Here is a 15933-nt window from a genome sequence, read left to right on the forward strand (position 1 = left end):
GGAAGCGCCCATGCTCCGTAACTCCCTTCGCCTCACTGCCCTGTGTGCCGGCCTGCTGCTCGGCGCCAACGCCATGGCCTTGTCCCTTGGCAGCCTGTCCCAGGGCGACGCCACCGGCGGCCTCAAGGACGCACTGACCCAAGGCGCGCAGATTGCCGTCAAACAACTGGGGGTGCCCGGTGGTTTCAGCAACAACCCCGAAGTGAAGATCGGCCTGCCGGGCAAATTGGGCAAAGTCGCCGACAAGCTGAAAATGTTCGGCATGGGTGACCAGGTCAACCAGCTTGAAGCCAGCATGAACAAGGCGGCCGAGTCTGCCGTGACCCAGGCCCAGCCGATCCTGGTCAATGCGGTGAAGAACATGAGCGTGACCGACGCCAAGGGCATCCTCACCGGCGGCCAGGACTCGGCCACCCAATACCTGAACAAAAGCAGCCGTGACGAAATCCGGGCCAAGTTCCTGCCGATCGTCAAGGCCGCCACTGACAAGGTCGGCGTGGCCCAGCAGTACAATGCGCTCGCGGGCAAGGCCGCCAGCTTTGGCGCCATTGATGCCAAGAGCGCCAATGTCGAAAGCTACGTGACCGAGCAGGCACTGGACGGGTTGTTCAAGATGATCGCCCAGCAGGAAGAAACCATTCGCAAGAACCCGGCGGCAGCGGCCACCAGCTTGGCCAAGAAGGTCTTCGGGGCGTTGTAGACCGTACCCCGCAACTAAAAAACGCCCTGAACCATTCAGGGCGTTTTTTTTAGTACCAGATCTTGCGAGGCAAACTGCTCACATTGGTATTGCTGTTGCTGTTGCTATTGGCATTGGCGTTGCTGTTTTCGTTACTGATAGTGATGTGGATGTCGGGCTGGCGATTGCCATTGAACTGGCCAAATCCCTGCCCCATTCCAAATACCGCCCCCATCAGTTGAAACGGCAACGCCAGTATCGGTATAAACATATGCACTCCTCAATATTCATCGTCAAAAGCTCCCTCTGAGTGGCAAGGCCGCCCGGATGGTTCCTGCTGCATGAGCGGTTATCGATCGAACGTAAAGGGTGCGGACAAAGGCCTGTAAGGCTGATGCCCCTCAATCACCGAGGCCTGCTGATAAGGCTTGGGCTGGGGAGGCAGGACAGGTCCCATGGTTGGCCGGGAGGGATGACCGTGATTAAAGCCGGGCCGTCCATGACCAGGCTTCTGCGGTCGTGCCGTATCAGCTTCTTTATTGCTGGAAGGAAATAGATTGCCCAACAGCGTCCCCAGGACCGCGCCTTTAAAAGCCGCCAGGGCAGACAAAATAAACATATGACACTCCATGAACTCAGTATTGAGGTGCCAGCACGACAGCCGTGCTGACATCCTCGCCTGTCAATCAGGCAAATCTGAGTGGAGTGACGCCTGCAAACGTTCCCAATGGGCGGGAACCGTTTGCATCCACATGTTAAGCGGCGTCCTTCCTGACCCTGAACCACGCCGCATACAACGCTGGCAGGAACAACAGCGTCAACGCCGTCGCCACAATCAACCCGCCCATGATCGCCACGGCCATCGGCCCGAAGAACACGCTGCGTGACAACGGGATCATCGCCAGTACCGCCGCCAGCGCGGTCAGCACGATCGGCCTGAAGCGTCGCACCGTCGCCTCGATAATCGCTTGCCAGGGCGCCAGGCCGGCCTTGATGTCCTGTTCGATCTGGTCCACCAGGATCACCGAGTTGCGCATGATCATCCCAGACAACGCGATGGTCCCCAGCATTGCCACAAAACCAAAGGGCTGACGGAACACCAGCAGGAACAGCGTCACCCCGATCAACCCCAGAGGCGCTGTAAGAAAGACCATCGCCGTGCGTGAGAAACTGCGCAGTTGCAACATCAGCAAGGTCAGCACCACCACGATAAACAGTGGCACGCCGGCCTTGACCGAGTTCTGCCCGCGGGCGGAATCCTCGACCGTACCGCCGACCTCCAACAGGTAACCGTCCGGCAGTTCAGCGCGCACACCTTCCAGCGTCGGCAGGATCTGCTGCACCAGGGTTGCCGGCTGTTCCTTGCCGTAGATATCGGCGCGGATGGTCACGGTCGGCAGGCGATTGCGGTGCCAGATAATGCCTTCTTCAAAGCCATATTCCAGGGTCGCGATCTGCGACAGCGCCACGCTTTTGCCGTTGTCGGTCGGCACTGCCAGGCTTGGCAGCAACGACAGCTCGGTACGCTCGTGAACGGTGCCGCGCAGCAGGATTTCGATCAACTCGTTGTCCTCCCGGTACTGGCTGACGCTGGAACCGGTGAGGGAGCTCTGAAGAAATTTCGACAGGTTGGCGGTGCTCACACCGAGGGCGCGAGCACGGTCCTGGTCAACGTTGAGGTAGACGATCTTGCTCGGTTCTTCCCAATCCAGGTGCACGTTGACCACGTGGGTATTTTCGCGAACCTTGGCCGCCACTTTCCGCGCCAGGGCTCGGACTTCTTCGATGTGTTCGCCCGTCACCCGGAACTGCACGGGGTAGCCAACGGGCGGACCGTTCTCAAGACGCGTGACCCGCGAGCGCAGTTCCGGGAACTGTTCGTTGAGGGTCTCGATCAGCCAGGTGCGCAGGCTTTCGCGCTCCTCGATGGTCTTGGCCAACACCACAAACTGGGCAAAGCTGGCGGCGGGCAATTGCTGGTCCAGCGGCAGGTAGAAACGTGGCGAGCCTGTGCCCACGTACGCCACGTAGTTTTCAATTCCCGCATGTTCCTTGAGCAGCGCTTCCAGGCGCTTGACCTGATCAGCCGTGTTGCTCAAAGACGCGCCTTCAGCCAGTTTCAGGTCGACCATCAATTCCAGCCGCCCGGAAGCCGGGAAGAACTGCTGGGGCACAAAGCGGAACAGCGCCACCGAGCCGATAAACAGCAGCAGGGTCAGGACGATTACCGTCTTGCGCCGACGCACGCACCATTCCACCAGGCGTCTTACGCGCTGATAGAACGGTGTGCCGTAGGGATCCGGCCCGTCAGTGCCATGCTTGGCTGCATGAATCTTCGCCAGATCCGGCAGGAGTTTTTCCCCCAGGTACGGCACGAACACCACTGCCGCGACCCACGAGGCCAGCAGCGCGATGGTCACCACCTGGAAGATCGAGCGGGTGTATTCACCGGTGCTCGATTGCGCCGTGGCAATCGGCAGGAAGCCCGCCGCCGTAATCAGTGTGCCCGTGAGCATCGGGAAGGCGGTGCTGGTCCAGGCGAAACTGGCGGCCTTGAGCCGGTCGTAACCCTGCTCCATTTTGATCGCCATCATTTCCACGGCGATGATCGCATCATCCACCAGCAGGCCCAGTGCGAGCACCAACGCGCCGAGGGAGATTTTGTGCAGGCCGATGCCGAGGTAATACATGGTGGCAAAGGTCATGGCCAACACCAGCGGAATCGCCAGGGCCACCACCATGCCGGTGCGCACACCCAGGGAGAAGAAGCTCACCAGCAACACAATCGCCAGGGCCTCCGCCAGCACCTGGACGAATTCGCCCACACTGGTTTTCACTGCTGCCGGTTGGTCCGACACCTTGCGCAGCTCCATACCGGCAGGCAGGTTCTTCTGCAGGCGTGCGAATTCGCTTTCCAGGGCCTTGCCCAGCACCAGAATGTCGCCGCCATCGCGCATGGCCACGGCCAGCCCAATGGCATCGTCGCCCATGTAGCGCATGCGCGGTGCCGGCGGGTCGTTGAAGCCGCGGTGAATCTCGGCCACGTCGCCGATACGGAACGTGCGATCACCGACGCGGATCGGGAAGTCGCGGATTTCGTTAACGGTCTTGAAGTTGCCGGACACCCTTAACTGCACACGCTCGCTCGGGGTTTCAAAGAAGCCGGCGGTCGATACCGCGTTTTGTTCCTGCAATGCCTGTTGCACCGCGGCCAGCGGCAAGCCGAGGGTGGCGAGCTTGAGGTTGGACAGCTCGATCCAGATCTTCTCGTCCTGCAAACCCAGCAGTTCGACCTTGCCCACATCCGGCACCCGTTGCAGCTGAATCTGGATGCGATCGGCGTAGTCCTTGAGCACAGCGTAGTCAAAGCCGTCGCCGGTCAGCGCGTAGATATTGCCAAAGGTGGTGCCGAATTCATCGTTGAAAAACGGGCCCTGAATATCCGGCGGCAAGGTCTGGCGAATATCGCTGATCTTCTTGCGCACCTGGTACCAGAGGTCCGGGATCTGCGCGGAATGCATGGAGTCCCGGGCCATGAAGGTGACCTGGGATTCGCCGGGGCGCGAGAAGGACACTATGCGCTCGTAGTCGCCGGTCTCCATCAGTTTCTTTTCAATGCGCTCGGTGACCTGGCGCGAGACTTCCTGGGCAGTAGCACCCGGCCAGTTGGTCTTGATCACCATGGCCTTGAAGGTGAACGGCGGGTCTTCGCTTTGTCCCAGCTTGGTGTAGGACAAGGTACCTACCACTGCCAGCAGGATCATCAGGAACAGTACGATCTGGCGATTACGCAACGCCCATTCGGAAAGATTGAAACCCATCGGGGACTACTCCTTGGCCGCCAGGCTTACCACTCGGTTGGCGCGATCCACCGGGCGCACTTGCTGGCCCTCATGGAGTACATGCACACCGGCCGCAATCACCCAGTCGGTGGGGTTCAAGCCTTCCAGCACCGGCACGGTTTTCTCGCCAAAGGCACCGATCCGCACCGGTGTGCGCTTGAGGGAGTTGTCGGGCTGCACCACCCAGACGTAGGACGCACCGTTCTCCGCGCTCAGGGCAGACAGCGGCACCGCCAGGGGAATCACGCCGTCAGCCTGTATGAAGACGCGAGCGCTCTGCCCCAGCTCCGCCGGCACCTTGCCGCCGGTGAAGGCGACGCGGGCGGCAAAGGTCCGCGACTTTGGATCGGCGGCGGGCGACAGCTCGCGGATGCGACCGTTAAAGCGCTGGTCAGGCTGACTCCACAGTTCCACGGACACCGGCTGGCCAATCTTGAAGCGCCCGAAGCTTTGCTCCGGCAGGCTGATCAGCACCTCCCGCTCGCCGTCGGTGGCCAGGGTGAATACGGTCTGGCCGGCCGACACCACCTGGCCCACTTCCACCGCACGCTTGGCGACCACGCCATCCTGGGGCGCGCGCAGCACGGCGTAGCCGGCCTGGTTATTGGCCACGTCGAATTCGGCCTTGATCTGCTTGAGGCGGGCTTCACCGGAACGGTAGAGGTTTTCGGAATTATCGTACTGGGAACGGCTGACCATCTGACGGTCCATCAGGGTCTTGTAGCGATCACGCTCGGCGCGCACCAGGCTCAGGTTGGCTTCGGCGGCAGCGACCTGGGCACGGGTAGCTTCCAGTTGCAGGCGCACGTCCTGGGGATCGAGTTCCGCCAGGGGCTGGTTGGCCTTGACGCGCTCGCCCTCCTCGACCAGCCGTCGGCTGACTTTGCCACCGATGCGAAAAGCCAGGTCGGGCTCATAACGGGCACGCACCTCGCCAGGGTAACTGTCTGAAGCCTGCGCCGAAGGCTCTGGCTGGACCACCATGGCCGGGCGGACGGTGGTTTGCGCCGCTTCTTCATGGCCACAGGCAGCCAACAGGAATAGCAAGCTGGCAGGCAACGCGAGTGGCAGGAAATAGCTGCGCATGCTGAAGGACCTTTCGCTAATGGTGCTAGGAATAATTATACTGGCCAGTATGTTATTAATACCAAACTCACCAGTCCAGTAATAAAGTGAAAATGTCCGACAATCCTGTAAACACCAATAGCCCCGGGCGTCCCAAGGACATGGCAAAACGCCAGGCGATCCTCGATGCGGCGAAAATCCTGTTTTTGAGTAATGGGTATGCCAGCACCAGCATGGATGCGGTGGCCGTGGAGGCCGGCGTGTCGAAACTGACCGTGTACAGCCATTTCACCGACAAGGAGACGCTGTTTTCGGCGGCGGTGGTTGCCAAGTGCGAAGAGCAGTTACCGGTGATGTATTTCGAGTTGCCGGAGGGCGTGCCGGTGGAGAAGGTGCTGCTCAATATCGCGCGTGGGTTTCATGTGCTGATCAATAGTGAGGAGTCGGTGAACCTGCATCGGTTGATGATGACCTCCGGAAGTCAGGATCCGAAGTTGTCGCAGATCTTTTTCGAGGCGGGGCCGATGCGTATGTTGCAGGGGATGGAGCGGCTGCTGAGCAAGATTGACCAGAGTGGCGCGCTGAGTATTGCCAAGCCGTTCACTGCCGCTGAGCACTTTTTTTGCTTGCTCAAGGGGACGGCGAATTTTTGCTTGTTGTATGGGTGCGGCGGGCAGTTGAGTGCCGAGGCGGCTGAGGAGCACGTGCAGGAGGTGGTTGGGTTGTTTATGCGGGCTTATCGGGTTTGATGTACATATCCGTTACTTCGGTAACGACTACTATTGGTTCCGCTCTTACAGCGGGTCACTTTTGGAAAAGAGCCCCAAAAGTAACCAAAAGGGCTCTTGCCCCACCACTCGGCACCTCGCCTAGGCTCGGTGTGCCCTCACTCCGGCTTTGGACCGTGGGCCGCCGCGATGGGCCATCCTTGGCCCAGCGCGGCTAACCCGGCGTCCTGCCGGGTTACCCACGCTCCAAAGCCTGCGTTCGGCCAGCGTGGTTTAACGGGGCGCCTAAGATCAAGATCAAGATCAAAAGCAAGAGCACAGCGGCCTACAGGCCGGCTTGAGTGGTGTGAAGCAAAGGCAAAATCAAAATCTAAATCCAGAGCGAGCACGGTCAAAAATGTGGGAGCGGGCTTGCTCGCGAATGCGGTGTGTCAGTCACCAAATGCATCAACCGAACGACTGCATTCGCGAGCAAGCCCGCTCCCACATTTAGACCGCGTGTGCCCTTGATCTTGCTCTGGCTTCTACCACTCAAGCCGGCCTGTAGGCCGCTGTGCTCTTGCTTTTGATCTTGATCTGGCTCTGACTGCCCCAATAAGCCCGAGGCCGAACGCAGGGATTGAGGAGCGGGTAAACCGGCAGGACGCCGGTTTAGCCGCGACGGGGCAGGGACGCCCCGTCGCGGCGGCCCGCGGAGCAATGCCGGAGTGAGGGAACGCCGAGCCCTAGCGAGGCGCCGACAGGCGGGGCAGAGCCCTTTGCTTACTTTGGGGCTTTTCCAAAGTGAGTCGCTGTAAGAGCGAAACCATAAGCAGCCGTTACCTAAATAACGGATATGTACACCAAAAGCCCCTCAGGACTTCAGCGCCTTCTTAGGATAAATGTCATACCGACTGGACTTCCCATCCAACGCATGACTCGGCTTCACCCCCTCAATACAAGGCGCCTTACGCGGCCGCTTCACCACCACCCGATGACTGGCCAAAGCCAACGCAGCAGCAAGCAACGCCGGCGCGTCGGGATCATCCCCCACCAAAGGCCGAAACAACCGCATCTCCTTCTTCACCAACGCGGTCTTCTCCCGATGCGGAAACATCGGATCCAGATAGATCACCTGCGGCGGCTCCCCCTCCCAATCGCGCATCACCTCGATGGAATTGCCCTTGAGCAACTTCATCCGCGCCACAATCGGCGCCACTTCAAAATCCTCAGCCCCACGCGCCAACCCATCTTCCAGCAACGCCCCAATCAACGGCTGCCGCTCAATCAGGCTCATCTCGCAACCCAGGCTGGCCAGCACGAAAGCATCCTTGCCCAATCCCGCCGTAGCGTCCAACACCCGCGGCCGCACGCCCTGGGCCACGCCCACCGCCTTGGCAATCATCTGCCCGCTGCCGCCACCGTACAAACGCCGATGCGCCGCGCCACCTTCCACAAAATCCACCCGCACCGGCCCAGGTGCGTCAGGCCCCAACTGCTGCAGTTGCAGACCCTGCTCACCCACCTGCAAGGCAAAGTCCGCCTCATCCAGCTGCAAAGGCAACCCAAGCTGATCGGCCCACTGCCGGGCACGGGCCTGAAAACCTTCAGCCAAGGCCTCGACCCGAATGCGGCTGGCCGCTGGTTGTTCGCTCATCGCTGACTACGCTCAAAAATATTAAGGATCGGCAAAAAGCGGCCGATAAAAAAAAGGATCCGGCATTTTGCCAGAGCTGAGCGACGATCGAGAGAAATGTCAGACATTCCTTCGCTATTCACCGGTGTACTGCCGACCCACAACCACTTCGGCCTGCGCAATACCCAAGCGCTGGCCGGCGTCAGTCATGTGTGGCAGGACTTCTTCGCCCAGGCGTTGGCCGAACAGCTCGGTGACACGCCGGGCGCGCTCGCCAAGTCCTCGGCGAAACCTGTGGATCCCTCGGTTGAACCCAGCGAAGGCAGTGACCTGCTGTCGCAGATCGTCACCCAGCGCGCGTGCGACGTAAAAGACACCGAGATCGCGCCGCCCGAGCCGCTGTTCCTGCCCATCGCCGAATTTGAACTGGAACTGCTGCCACCGGCACCGCCACCGTACCCGGCGGAAGAAGTGGTCGCCCAGCAAAAGCAGCAAAACTTCGAAAGCGGCTGGGTGCGCCCGATCGTCCTGACCGCCGGGCAACCGCTGCCCGAGCCCGGCCCGGCGCCGCAACCACGGCCACTGCATTTGCCCATTGCCGAATTCGAGCTGGACCTGCTGCCACCACCGCCGCCGCCGTTCCCGGCAGAAGCGTTGGTTGAGCAACAAAAAGCCCTGGACTTCGACAGCCGCTGGGCTCGTCCATTGATCCTCCACAACCTGCGCCTGGCGGCCTGACCCTCAACGACACACCCACCAACGCCCCATATCCACATGAAAGTGATTACGGTGGGCGGCGTTGTAATCCGGGCTCAACACCACGTTGAAATCCTTACAGGCGCCGTCGCGTACTTGCCGCAGGAAACGTGCCTCCTCGCCATCACCCGGCCAATCCTTGAGCACATTGAGGGTGCGCCCGTCCGCCAGGCGAAACCCGGCGATATCCAAGGCATTGGCCGACGCGTGCTCGCTGAGTCGCCCATTGGCGCGGTTGTAGATAGTGCGACAGGCAAAGCTCCCCAGGTGATCGACCCGTGTCACCGCCTGGCCAAATACCGCCTGGGCCGCCGGTTGCAGGCTGTGGCGCTCGAACAGGGCAAACGCCACGGCCAACGGGCAACTGGCGAGAAAACTGCTGCTTAGCCCGACGTCCGCGCCTTGCACACGCAAGGTGTTGCGCAGCGGGCAGGCGGCATCAGCGGGGCTGTCCGCCTGATGGGTAACGCGCAAACCGGAGGTTTTCAGCACTTGGTCACATAACGCAGGTTCATCCTGCAGACGCCCGAGTTTGAACCGGGTCAACAGGTTCGGGCTTGCGCGCACGTCCAGCGGCGCCCACGGGTTCCACTCATCCGGCAGCGGCACCCAGCCCCGCCACACGCCGAGAAGCAGGCCACCGGCTAACGCGAGCAACACCCCCACCACCTTGAGAAAACGCACGCGGCCTTATCCCTTGAACAGTTGATTGGCCTGACTGAACGGCATCGAGCGCCCGGTGAAGGTAAACGTGCCCAATTCATGAACCTCCTGGGCGGCCCTGAAGAACTCTCCATAAGCCGCCAGAGCCATGGCCGAGCCGACGCTGATGCGCTTGACGCCCATCTCGCTCAACTGCGCCACGCTGAGTTTCAGCGCACCGGACATCAGGATATTCACGGGCTTGGGCGCTACCGCCTTCACCACCGCCAACACTTCCTCAGCACTGCGCAGGGCCGGTGCATAGAGCACGTCGGCACCGGCTTCGGCGTAGGCCTGCAGGCGGCGGATGGTGTCGGGCAAATCCAGACGACCATGCAGAAGGTTTTCTGCGCGGGCAGTCAGGGTGAAGGGGAACGGCAAGCTGCGGGCAGCAGCGACGGCGGCTTCAACGCGCTCGACGGACAGATCAAACGGATAGATCGGGTCGACGGCAATGCCGGTGGCATCTTCGATGGAGCCACCCACAATCCCGGTGGCGGCGGCGCGCAGGATGGTTTCGGCGCAACCTTGCGGCGTGTCGCTGAAGCCGTTCTCCAGGTCGGCGGCGACAGGCAGCGAGGTTGCCTGGACGATCGCCCCTGCATTGCCCAGGGTGTCTTCAAGGGACAACGCACCTTCGGCATCCGGGCGGCCCAGGCTGAAGGCAAAGCCGGCGCTGGTGGTGGCCAGGGCTTCGAACCCCAGGCTGGCGAGCATCTTTGCGGAACCGGCATCCCACGGATTGGGCATCACGAAGGCACGGTCACGCTCATGCAAGGCCTTGAAGGTTTCGGCGCGAAGGGTTTGGGCATCCATGACTGACTCCTGTCGGGAAAAGGAGTCCTAGAGTAACCCCAGTTGCTCCGCTGCGGGTTCTCGATGCAGCGTGGGCAATGCCGGCAAGCCGGGCAACCGCGCCATCAACTGGTCGTGAAAGCGCAGGGCCAGTTGGGCGGCCAGGCGATTGTCGGAGGTGTGCAGAAAGATGTAGGGCGTACGGCCCTCTTCGATCCAGCCGGCGACCTTTTCGATCCAGGGCACCAGGAACGGGTCATTGGCTTCCAGCTCCGGATGGCCAATAAACCGTACTTGCGGAAACTGCGTCAGCGCCGCCGGACGAGGTGGCACCTTTGGCTTTTTCGATTGGGCGTGCAGCACGGCGGCCGAGGTGGACGTGCAACTGAACAGCGCCCGCGGGTCCAGGCAGATGCGCTCGACACCGCGATCACGCAGCAAGCGGTTCAGGCTGCGCTCGGCATCGCCCTTGGCGAAGAAATCCAAGTGCCGCACTTCCACCGCCAACGGTCGCTCCAGCCCGTCGATAAACCCGGCCAACTCACCCAGGCGTTGCGCGGTAAAACTGGCCGGCAGTTGCAACCACAATGGCGAAATGCGTTCGCCCAGCGGGCTCATCAACCCCAGAAAACTTTCCGCCGCCGGCAGTTGCTCAATCAAGTTGCCGCTGTGGCTGATGTCACCCGGAAACTTCGCGGTGAACCGAAAATGTTCGGGCATGATTTCAGCCCAGCGTTGCACGGTGGCGACGGAGGGACGGGCATAGAACGTGGTGTTGCCCTCTACGGCGTTGAAGACGTGGGAATACAGGGCGAGGTAGTCGCTGGAGCGGGCGTCGGCGGGATACAGGTATTCGCGCCAGGCGTTTTCACTCCAGGACGGGCAACCGAGGTAGTAAGGCAACTGCATCAGATATGGATATCGAGACCCAGCACTTCCATATCCCATTCGACAAAGCCGGCGGTGGTCAGGTAGCTGGCCAGGGCAGTGGCGACGTTTTTGCTCATGGAGCGGGGGAAGACCATGTCTTGCTGGCGGGCCGGTACACCGCTGATACGTTCGCCGCTGGAGCCTTGGGAACGAGCTGAAACCGCCGTTGAGTCGGACTGGATTTCAACAAAGTCGGGGGAGTCTTCGACGGAGTCGTCTACCGTCACGTTCGCCTTGCGAGGCTTACGCTTGAGGGGGTAGGACTGTGATGAAAAGCCGTCTATACGCATGCATGCGAACTCGGTATCGGTGATGGCATTTTAGTGGCGCTTCTCAAGGCGCGCAAATGCTCTGGTGATAACTAGAACACATAATTTGAAAAAGGTTTAAAAGCAGGGGCAAATTCTGACGATTGGTGATTTTCAGCTGAATTTGCCCGCACTTTTGACGTCAAATAATCCCGCGTTCGGCCTTGGTCTGCGCCACTTTATCGCGCAGGTACACAGGGGCGGCCTGGTCGGCGGGAATGGCTTCGCCCCGCTCCCAGGCAAAACGTGCCAGGGTCAGCAAGTCTTCGGCATGGGGCAGCATCCCGGCATCCTGGCCGGCAAGCGTCACGCCAACGCGTTCGCCGTAACCCCAGCCGGTGCCAGCACCGAACCAGTCGCCGCTGGCATCAGCCGGCAAAGCGGCCGTTTCAGGCGGCAGGACGGCTTCAGCGCCGATCAAACGCATCTCGCCAGCGGTTTCGCGGTAGCAGCCCCAATACACTTCGTCCATGCGCGCATCGATGGCCGCGGCGACCTGGTTCGCGCCGTGCTCGCGAAACGCCCGCTGCGCCAACACCGCCAGGTTGGACACTGGCAACACCGGACGCTCCAGCGCAAACGCCAGGCCCTGGACCACCCCGATGGCGATACGCACACCGGTAAAGGCGCCCGGGCCACGGCCGAATGCAATGGCGTCCACCGCCGACAAGGTAGTGCCCGCCTCCAGCAGCAGTTGCTTGATCATCGGCAACAGCTTCTGCGCGTGCAGGCGCGGGATCACCTCGTAGTGGCTCGTGACCTTGCCATCGTGCAGCAGGGCAACGGAGCAAGCTTCAGTCGCGGTGTCCAGGGCCAGCAAGGTGCTCATCGGTGTATGCATCCACGTTGAAAAAAAGTGCGCCAGTATAAACAACAACGGCCCGCAAGCGGGCCGTTGTGTAGGAGCAAGCTTGCTCGCGAGTTGAGCATCAGCTCAACGCTTGCAGTACCTTGCCGGTGATGGACTCGACCGAGCCAACGCCTTCGATGTGGCTGTACTTCGGTTTACCCTGGGCATCGGCCAGCTTCTGGTAGAAGTCCACCAGTGGCTTGGTCTGGGAATGGTAGACCGACAGGCGATGACGCACGGTTTCTTCGGTGTCGTCCTTACGCTGAACCAGGTCTTCGCCGGTGATATCGTCTTTGCCGGCCACTTTCGGCGGGTTGTAGACGATGTGGTAAACGCGGCCCGAGGCTTCGTGAACACGACGACCGGCAATACGCTGCACGATTTCTTCGTCTTCAACGGCGATTTCCACCACGTTGTCCAGCTCGACGCCAGCTTTCACCAGGGCTTCAGCCTGGGGAATGGTGCGTGGGAAACCGTCGAACAGGAAACCGTTCTTGCAGTCGTCCTGGCTGATGCGTTCCTTGACCAGGTTGATGATCAGGTCATCGGAGACCAGGCCGCCGCTGTCCATAACGCTCTTGGCGATCAGGCCCAGTTCGGTGCCGGCCTTGACCGCTGCACGCAGCATGTCGCCGGTGGAGATTTGTGGAATGCCGAATTTTTCAGTGATGAACTTTGCCTGAGTACCTTTACCGGCCCCGGGAGCTCCCAGCAGAATGACGCGCATCGATGTGCTCCTCAATTTTTTATAGAGATGACGCTCGGATTCGCCGCGTGGGGCCAATCTCGGAAATTTTGGGTCCAGGCCGCACAACCGGCCAAAGGCTGATCAAGATACACAGCAGGCCCAAACCACACAAGCCGCCGAAAGTAGGAGAAACCCGCGCCGCGCTGGCTTTATAGGCGGGTACAACCCCGACAGCAAAACGCCGGTCGCCAATTTTACGGCGACCGGCGCGGTGTGTCTGCAAGCTATTGAGAACACGCCATAAATGTCAGCCGGTGTTGCGCAAACCGGCCGCAATACCGGCCACAGACACCAGCAGCGCCTGTTCCAGAGGGCTGTCCTGTGCCGCTTCCTGTTGCCGTGATCGGGCCAGCAATTCGGCCTGCAGCAGGTGCAACGGGTCGAGATAGGTGTTGCGCAGGCGGATGAACTCAAGCGTATCAGGGCTATGGGCCAGCAGTTGCGACTGGCCGGTCAGGCCAAGCACCACACTGCACGCCTGCGACAATAGGTCGCGTAAGTGCGCGCCCAATGGCAGCAGATCGGGCTGCACCAGACGCTCGTCATACAGGCGCGCGATGTCGGCGTCGGCCTTGGCCAGGACCATTTCCAGCATATCGATGCGGGTGCGGAAGAACGGCCACTGCTCGCGCATCTGCCCCAGCAACTCGCCTTCGCCGCGCTCCAGGGCCTTGCTCAACGCGGCTTCCCAGCCGAGCCAGGCCGGCAGCATCAGGCGCGTTTGGGTCCAGCCGAAGATCCACGGGATCGCCCGCAGGCTCTCGATACCACCGGCGCGGCGCTTGGCCGGACGACTGCCCAGAGGCAAGCGTCCCAGTTCCTGCTCCGGAGTGGACTGGCGGAAATACTCGACGAACTGCGGATTTTCCCGCACCACGGCGCGGTAAGCACTGACGCCATCGGCAGCCAATTCGTCCATCAAATGGCGCCAGGCCGGTTCCGGTGGAGGTGGAGGCAGCAAGGTCGCCTCCAGCACCGCCGCCAGGTACAGGTTGAGGTTTTGCTCGGCGATGTCCGGCAGGCCGAACTTGAAGCGGATCATTTCGCCTTGTTCAGTGGTACGGAAACGCCCCGCCACCGAGCCCGGTGGCTGCGACAGAATCGCCGCGTGAGCCGGGCCGCCGCCACGGCCCACGGTGCCACCGCGACCGTGGAACAACAGCAGTTCAACTTGTTGTTCACGGCAGATTTCCACCAACCGCTCCTGAGCCCGATATTGCGCCCAGGCGGCGGCAGTAGTGCCCGCGTCCTTGGCCGAATCCGAGTAACCGATCATCACTTCCTGCGGGCCTTGCAAGCGCGAGCGATAGCCCGGCAACAGCAGCAGTTTCTCGATCACCGGCCCTGCGTTGTCCAGGTCAGCCAGGGTCTCGAACAACGGCACCACGCGCATCGGCCGTTGTACGCCGGACTCCTTGAGCAGCAATTGCACGGCCAACACATCCGACGCGGCCCCGGCCATGGAGATGACATAGGAACCCAGGGATGCGGCCGGTGCGGCGGCAATTTCCTTACAGGTGTTCAGCACTTCGGCGGTGTCTGCCGAGGGTTTGAAGTAACCCGGCAACAACGGTCGACGGTTGGCCAGCTCCTTCATGAGGAAGCTGATGCGCGCCTCTTCGTCCCACTCCTCATAGCGGCCGAGGCCAAGGTAATCGGTGATTTCGGTCATGGCCGCACAGTGGCGGGACGAATCCTGGCGCACGTCGAGGCGCACCAGGAACAGCCCAAACGTGACCGCCCGACGCAGGCAATCCAGCAGCGGGCCGTCGGCAATCACACCCATGCCGCAGGCGTGCAGCGACTGGTAGCACAGCTCCAGCGGGTCGAGCAGCTCGCGGTTGTTTTGCAGCACATCGGCAGGTGCCGGCGTGGGGCTGGTCAACGAGGTGTGAGCCCACTGGCGGGTGGCACGCAGGCGTTCACGCAACTGCTTGAGCAGCGCCCGGTAGGGCTCCACGCTGTCACCCACCTTGGCCTGCAACGCCGGGCTGGCCTGCTGCATCGACAACTCGGAAGCGAGCTGGTCGATATCGCGCAAGTAAAGGTCCGCCGCCATCCAGCGCGCCAGCAGCAGCACCTCGCGGGTCACCGGCGCGGTGACGTTGGGGTTGCCGTCACGGTCGCCGCCCATCCAGGACGCGAAGCGGATCGGTGCGGCTTCCAGGGGCAGGCGCAAGCCCGTGGCGGCGTGCAGAGCGTGATCGGCCTTGCGCAGATAATTCGGAATGGCGTGCCACAGCGAATGCTCGATCACCGCAAAGCCCCACTTGGCTTCATCGACCGGTGTGGGCCGGGTGCGGCGGATTTCTTCGGTGTGCCAGGCTTCGGCAATCAGGCGTTGCAGGCGATCGCGGATCTGCTCGCGCTCGGCGGTGGTGAGGTCGCGGTGATCCTGCAGGGCCAGTTGGGCGGCAATGGCGTCGTATTTCTGGATCAGGGTACGGCGGGCGACTTCGGTGGGGTGGGCAGTGAGCACCAGCTCGATTTCCAACCGGCCCAACTGGCGTGCCAGGGACTCGCTGCTGTGGCCTTCGCTCTGCAAGCGCGCCAGCAGTTCCGGCAGCACGCGCGACTCAAAAGGCGCAGGCGTTGATTCATCACGGCGGTGGATCAACTGATACTGCTCGGCGATGTTGGCCAGGTTGAGAAACTGATTGAAGGCCCGCGCCACCGGCAGCAGTTCGTCTTCTTTCAGTTGATTGAGGCTGGCGCTCAGCTCTTCGCCGGCGACCTGCTCGGAGGCCGCGCCACGGCGGTCGGCTTTGGCGCCTTTACGGATCTGCTCGATCTTGTCGAGGAATTCATCGCCGTACTGCTCTCGAATCGTGTTGCCCAACAGCTCACCCAGCAGGTGAACATCCTCACGCAAACGTGCATCGATATCGCTCATCAGCCAATCTCCAGCAGAAAAT

The 15933-nt window shown here is 61.4% G+C and carries 15 protein-coding genes; 3 read left to right on the plus strand and 12 right to left on the minus strand.

Annotated elements, in window-relative coordinates; genetic code table 11:
• Window positions 1-10 precede the first annotated feature (10 nt).
• The gene (locus JFV30_RS01330; RefSeq protein ID WP_010176773.1) at window positions 11-700 is read left to right on the plus strand and encodes a DUF4197 domain-containing protein; all 690 of its coding nucleotides are present in this window, start codon (window positions 11-13) and stop codon (window positions 698-700) included.
• A 49-nt stretch (window positions 701-749) separates the two neighbouring features.
• Here the strand turns inward: JFV30_RS01330 and JFV30_RS01335 are convergent, their stop codons facing one another.
• From JFV30_RS01335 to JFV30_RS01350, 4 genes are all read right to left on the minus strand, one after another.
• On the minus strand, window positions 750-950 hold the full coding sequence (locus tag JFV30_RS01335) for a hypothetical protein (RefSeq protein ID WP_201121585.1): 201 nt from the start codon (window positions 948-950) through the stop codon (window positions 750-752).
• A 78-nt stretch (window positions 951-1028) separates the two neighbouring features.
• A complete protein-coding gene (locus tag JFV30_RS01340; RefSeq protein WP_201121586.1) occupies window positions 1029-1298 on the minus strand; it encodes a hypothetical protein in 270 nt (89 codons plus the stop codon).
• A gap of 136 nt (window positions 1299-1434) precedes the next feature.
• Window positions 1435-4500 (minus strand): efflux RND transporter permease subunit, encoded by a 3066-nt coding sequence (locus JFV30_RS01345; protein ID WP_201121587.1) that lies wholly within the window; start codon window positions 4498-4500, stop codon window positions 1435-1437.
• Between the two features lie 6 nt (window positions 4501-4506).
• Window positions 4507-5607 carry an efflux RND transporter periplasmic adaptor subunit gene (locus tag JFV30_RS01350; RefSeq protein ID WP_201121588.1) on the minus strand — a complete coding sequence of 367 codons (1101 nt, stop codon included), beginning with the start codon at window positions 5605-5607 and terminating at the stop codon, window positions 4507-4509.
• Window positions 5608-5699: 92 nt separating this feature from the next.
• Between JFV30_RS01350 and JFV30_RS01355 the strand changes: the two genes are divergently transcribed.
• Window positions 5700-6335: a TetR/AcrR family transcriptional regulator gene (locus JFV30_RS01355; protein WP_201121589.1), complete on the plus strand. Its 636-nt coding sequence runs from the start codon at window positions 5700-5702 to the stop codon at window positions 6333-6335.
• An 832-nt stretch (window positions 6336-7167) separates the two neighbouring features.
• Here JFV30_RS01355 and JFV30_RS01360 read toward each other — a convergent pair.
• A complete protein-coding gene (locus tag JFV30_RS01360) occupies window positions 7168-7950 on the minus strand; it encodes a class I SAM-dependent methyltransferase (protein WP_010176778.1) in 783 nt (260 codons plus the stop codon).
• A 96-nt stretch (window positions 7951-8046) separates the two neighbouring features.
• Between JFV30_RS01360 and JFV30_RS01365 the strand changes: the two genes are divergently transcribed.
• Window positions 8047-8667, plus strand: a complete 621-nt coding sequence (locus JFV30_RS01365) for an energy transducer TonB (protein WP_201121590.1) — start codon at window positions 8047-8049, stop codon at window positions 8665-8667.
• 3 nt (window positions 8668-8670) lie between these two features.
• Here JFV30_RS01365 and JFV30_RS01370 read toward each other — a convergent pair whose 3' ends face one another.
• The 7 genes from JFV30_RS01370 to ppc form a co-directional block, all read right to left on the minus strand.
• The gene (locus JFV30_RS01370) at window positions 8671-9369 is read right to left on the minus strand and encodes an extensin family protein (protein WP_201121591.1); all 699 of its coding nucleotides are present in this window, start codon (window positions 9367-9369) and stop codon (window positions 8671-8673) included.
• A gap of 6 nt (window positions 9370-9375) precedes the next feature.
• Window positions 9376-10203: an isocitrate lyase/PEP mutase family protein gene (locus tag JFV30_RS01375; RefSeq protein ID WP_201121592.1), complete on the minus strand. Its 828-nt coding sequence runs from the start codon at window positions 10201-10203 to the stop codon at window positions 9376-9378.
• Between the two features lie 27 nt (window positions 10204-10230).
• The gene (locus JFV30_RS01380) at window positions 10231-11091 is read right to left on the minus strand and encodes a DUF72 domain-containing protein (protein WP_201121593.1); all 861 of its coding nucleotides are present in this window, start codon (window positions 11089-11091) and stop codon (window positions 10231-10233) included.
• Window positions 11091-11402, minus strand: a complete 312-nt coding sequence (locus JFV30_RS01385) for a hypothetical protein (protein ID WP_010176783.1) — start codon at window positions 11400-11402, stop codon at window positions 11091-11093. Before JFV30_RS01385 ends, JFV30_RS01380 begins: the two co-directional genes overlap by 1 nt.
• A gap of 160 nt (window positions 11403-11562) precedes the next feature.
• Complete coding sequence (tsaB, locus tag JFV30_RS01390; protein ID WP_201121594.1) at window positions 11563-12249, minus strand: tRNA (adenosine(37)-N6)-threonylcarbamoyltransferase complex dimerization subunit type 1 TsaB; 687 nt, start codon at window positions 12247-12249, stop codon at window positions 11563-11565.
• 100 nt (window positions 12250-12349) lie between these two features.
• Complete coding sequence (gene adk / locus JFV30_RS01395; protein ID WP_010176785.1) at window positions 12350-12997, minus strand: adenylate kinase; 648 nt, start codon at window positions 12995-12997, stop codon at window positions 12350-12352.
• Window positions 12998-13265: 268 nt separating this feature from the next.
• Complete coding sequence (ppc, locus tag JFV30_RS01400) at window positions 13266-15911, minus strand: phosphoenolpyruvate carboxylase (RefSeq protein ID WP_010176786.1); 2646 nt, start codon at window positions 15909-15911, stop codon at window positions 13266-13268.
• Window positions 15912-15933: the final 22 nt, after the last annotated feature.

Origin of the sequence: Pseudomonas sp. TH32 (assembly GCF_016650855.1) — a bacterium.
Taxonomy (GTDB): domain Bacteria; phylum Pseudomonadota; class Gammaproteobacteria; order Pseudomonadales; family Pseudomonadaceae; genus Aquipseudomonas.

What these genes read in the sequence shown, in the direction of transcription:
- JFV30_RS01330 (WP_010176773.1), top strand. Translation starts at nt 11, where the DNA reads ATGCTCCGTAACTCCCTTCGCCTCACTGCCCTGTGTGCCGGCCTGCTG.
- JFV30_RS01335 (WP_201121585.1), bottom strand. Translation starts at nt 950, where the DNA reads ATGTTTATACCGATACTGGCGTTGCCGTTTCAACTGATGGGGGCGGTA.
- JFV30_RS01340 (WP_201121586.1), bottom strand. Translation starts at nt 1,298, where the DNA reads ATGTTTATTTTGTCTGCCCTGGCGGCTTTTAAAGGCGCGGTCCTGGGG.
- JFV30_RS01345 (WP_201121587.1), bottom strand. Translation starts at nt 4,500, where the DNA reads ATGGGTTTCAATCTTTCCGAATGGGCGTTGCGTAATCGCCAGATCGTA.
- JFV30_RS01350 (WP_201121588.1), bottom strand. Translation starts at nt 5,607, where the DNA reads ATGCGCAGCTATTTCCTGCCACTCGCGTTGCCTGCCAGCTTGCTATTC.
- JFV30_RS01355 (WP_201121589.1), top strand. Translation starts at nt 5,700, where the DNA reads ATGTCCGACAATCCTGTAAACACCAATAGCCCCGGGCGTCCCAAGGAC.
- JFV30_RS01360 (WP_010176778.1), bottom strand. Translation starts at nt 7,950, where the DNA reads ATGAGCGAACAACCAGCGGCCAGCCGCATTCGGGTCGAGGCCTTGGCT.
- JFV30_RS01365 (WP_201121590.1), top strand. Translation starts at nt 8,047, where the DNA reads ATGTCAGACATTCCTTCGCTATTCACCGGTGTACTGCCGACCCACAAC.
- JFV30_RS01375 (WP_201121592.1), bottom strand. Translation starts at nt 10,203, where the DNA reads ATGGATGCCCAAACCCTTCGCGCCGAAACCTTCAAGGCCTTGCATGAG.
- JFV30_RS01380 (WP_201121593.1), bottom strand. Translation starts at nt 11,091, where the DNA reads ATGCAGTTGCCTTACTACCTCGGTTGCCCGTCCTGGAGTGAAAACGCC.
- JFV30_RS01385 (WP_010176783.1), bottom strand. Translation starts at nt 11,402, where the DNA reads ATGCGTATAGACGGCTTTTCATCACAGTCCTACCCCCTCAAGCGTAAG.
- tsaB (WP_201121594.1), bottom strand. Translation starts at nt 12,249, where the DNA reads ATGAGCACCTTGCTGGCCCTGGACACCGCGACTGAAGCTTGCTCCGTT.
- adk (WP_010176785.1), bottom strand. Translation starts at nt 12,997, where the DNA reads ATGCGCGTCATTCTGCTGGGAGCTCCCGGGGCCGGTAAAGGTACTCAG.
- ppc (WP_010176786.1), bottom strand. Translation starts at nt 15,911, where the DNA reads ATGAGCGATATCGATGCACGTTTGCGTGAGGATGTTCACCTGCTGGGT.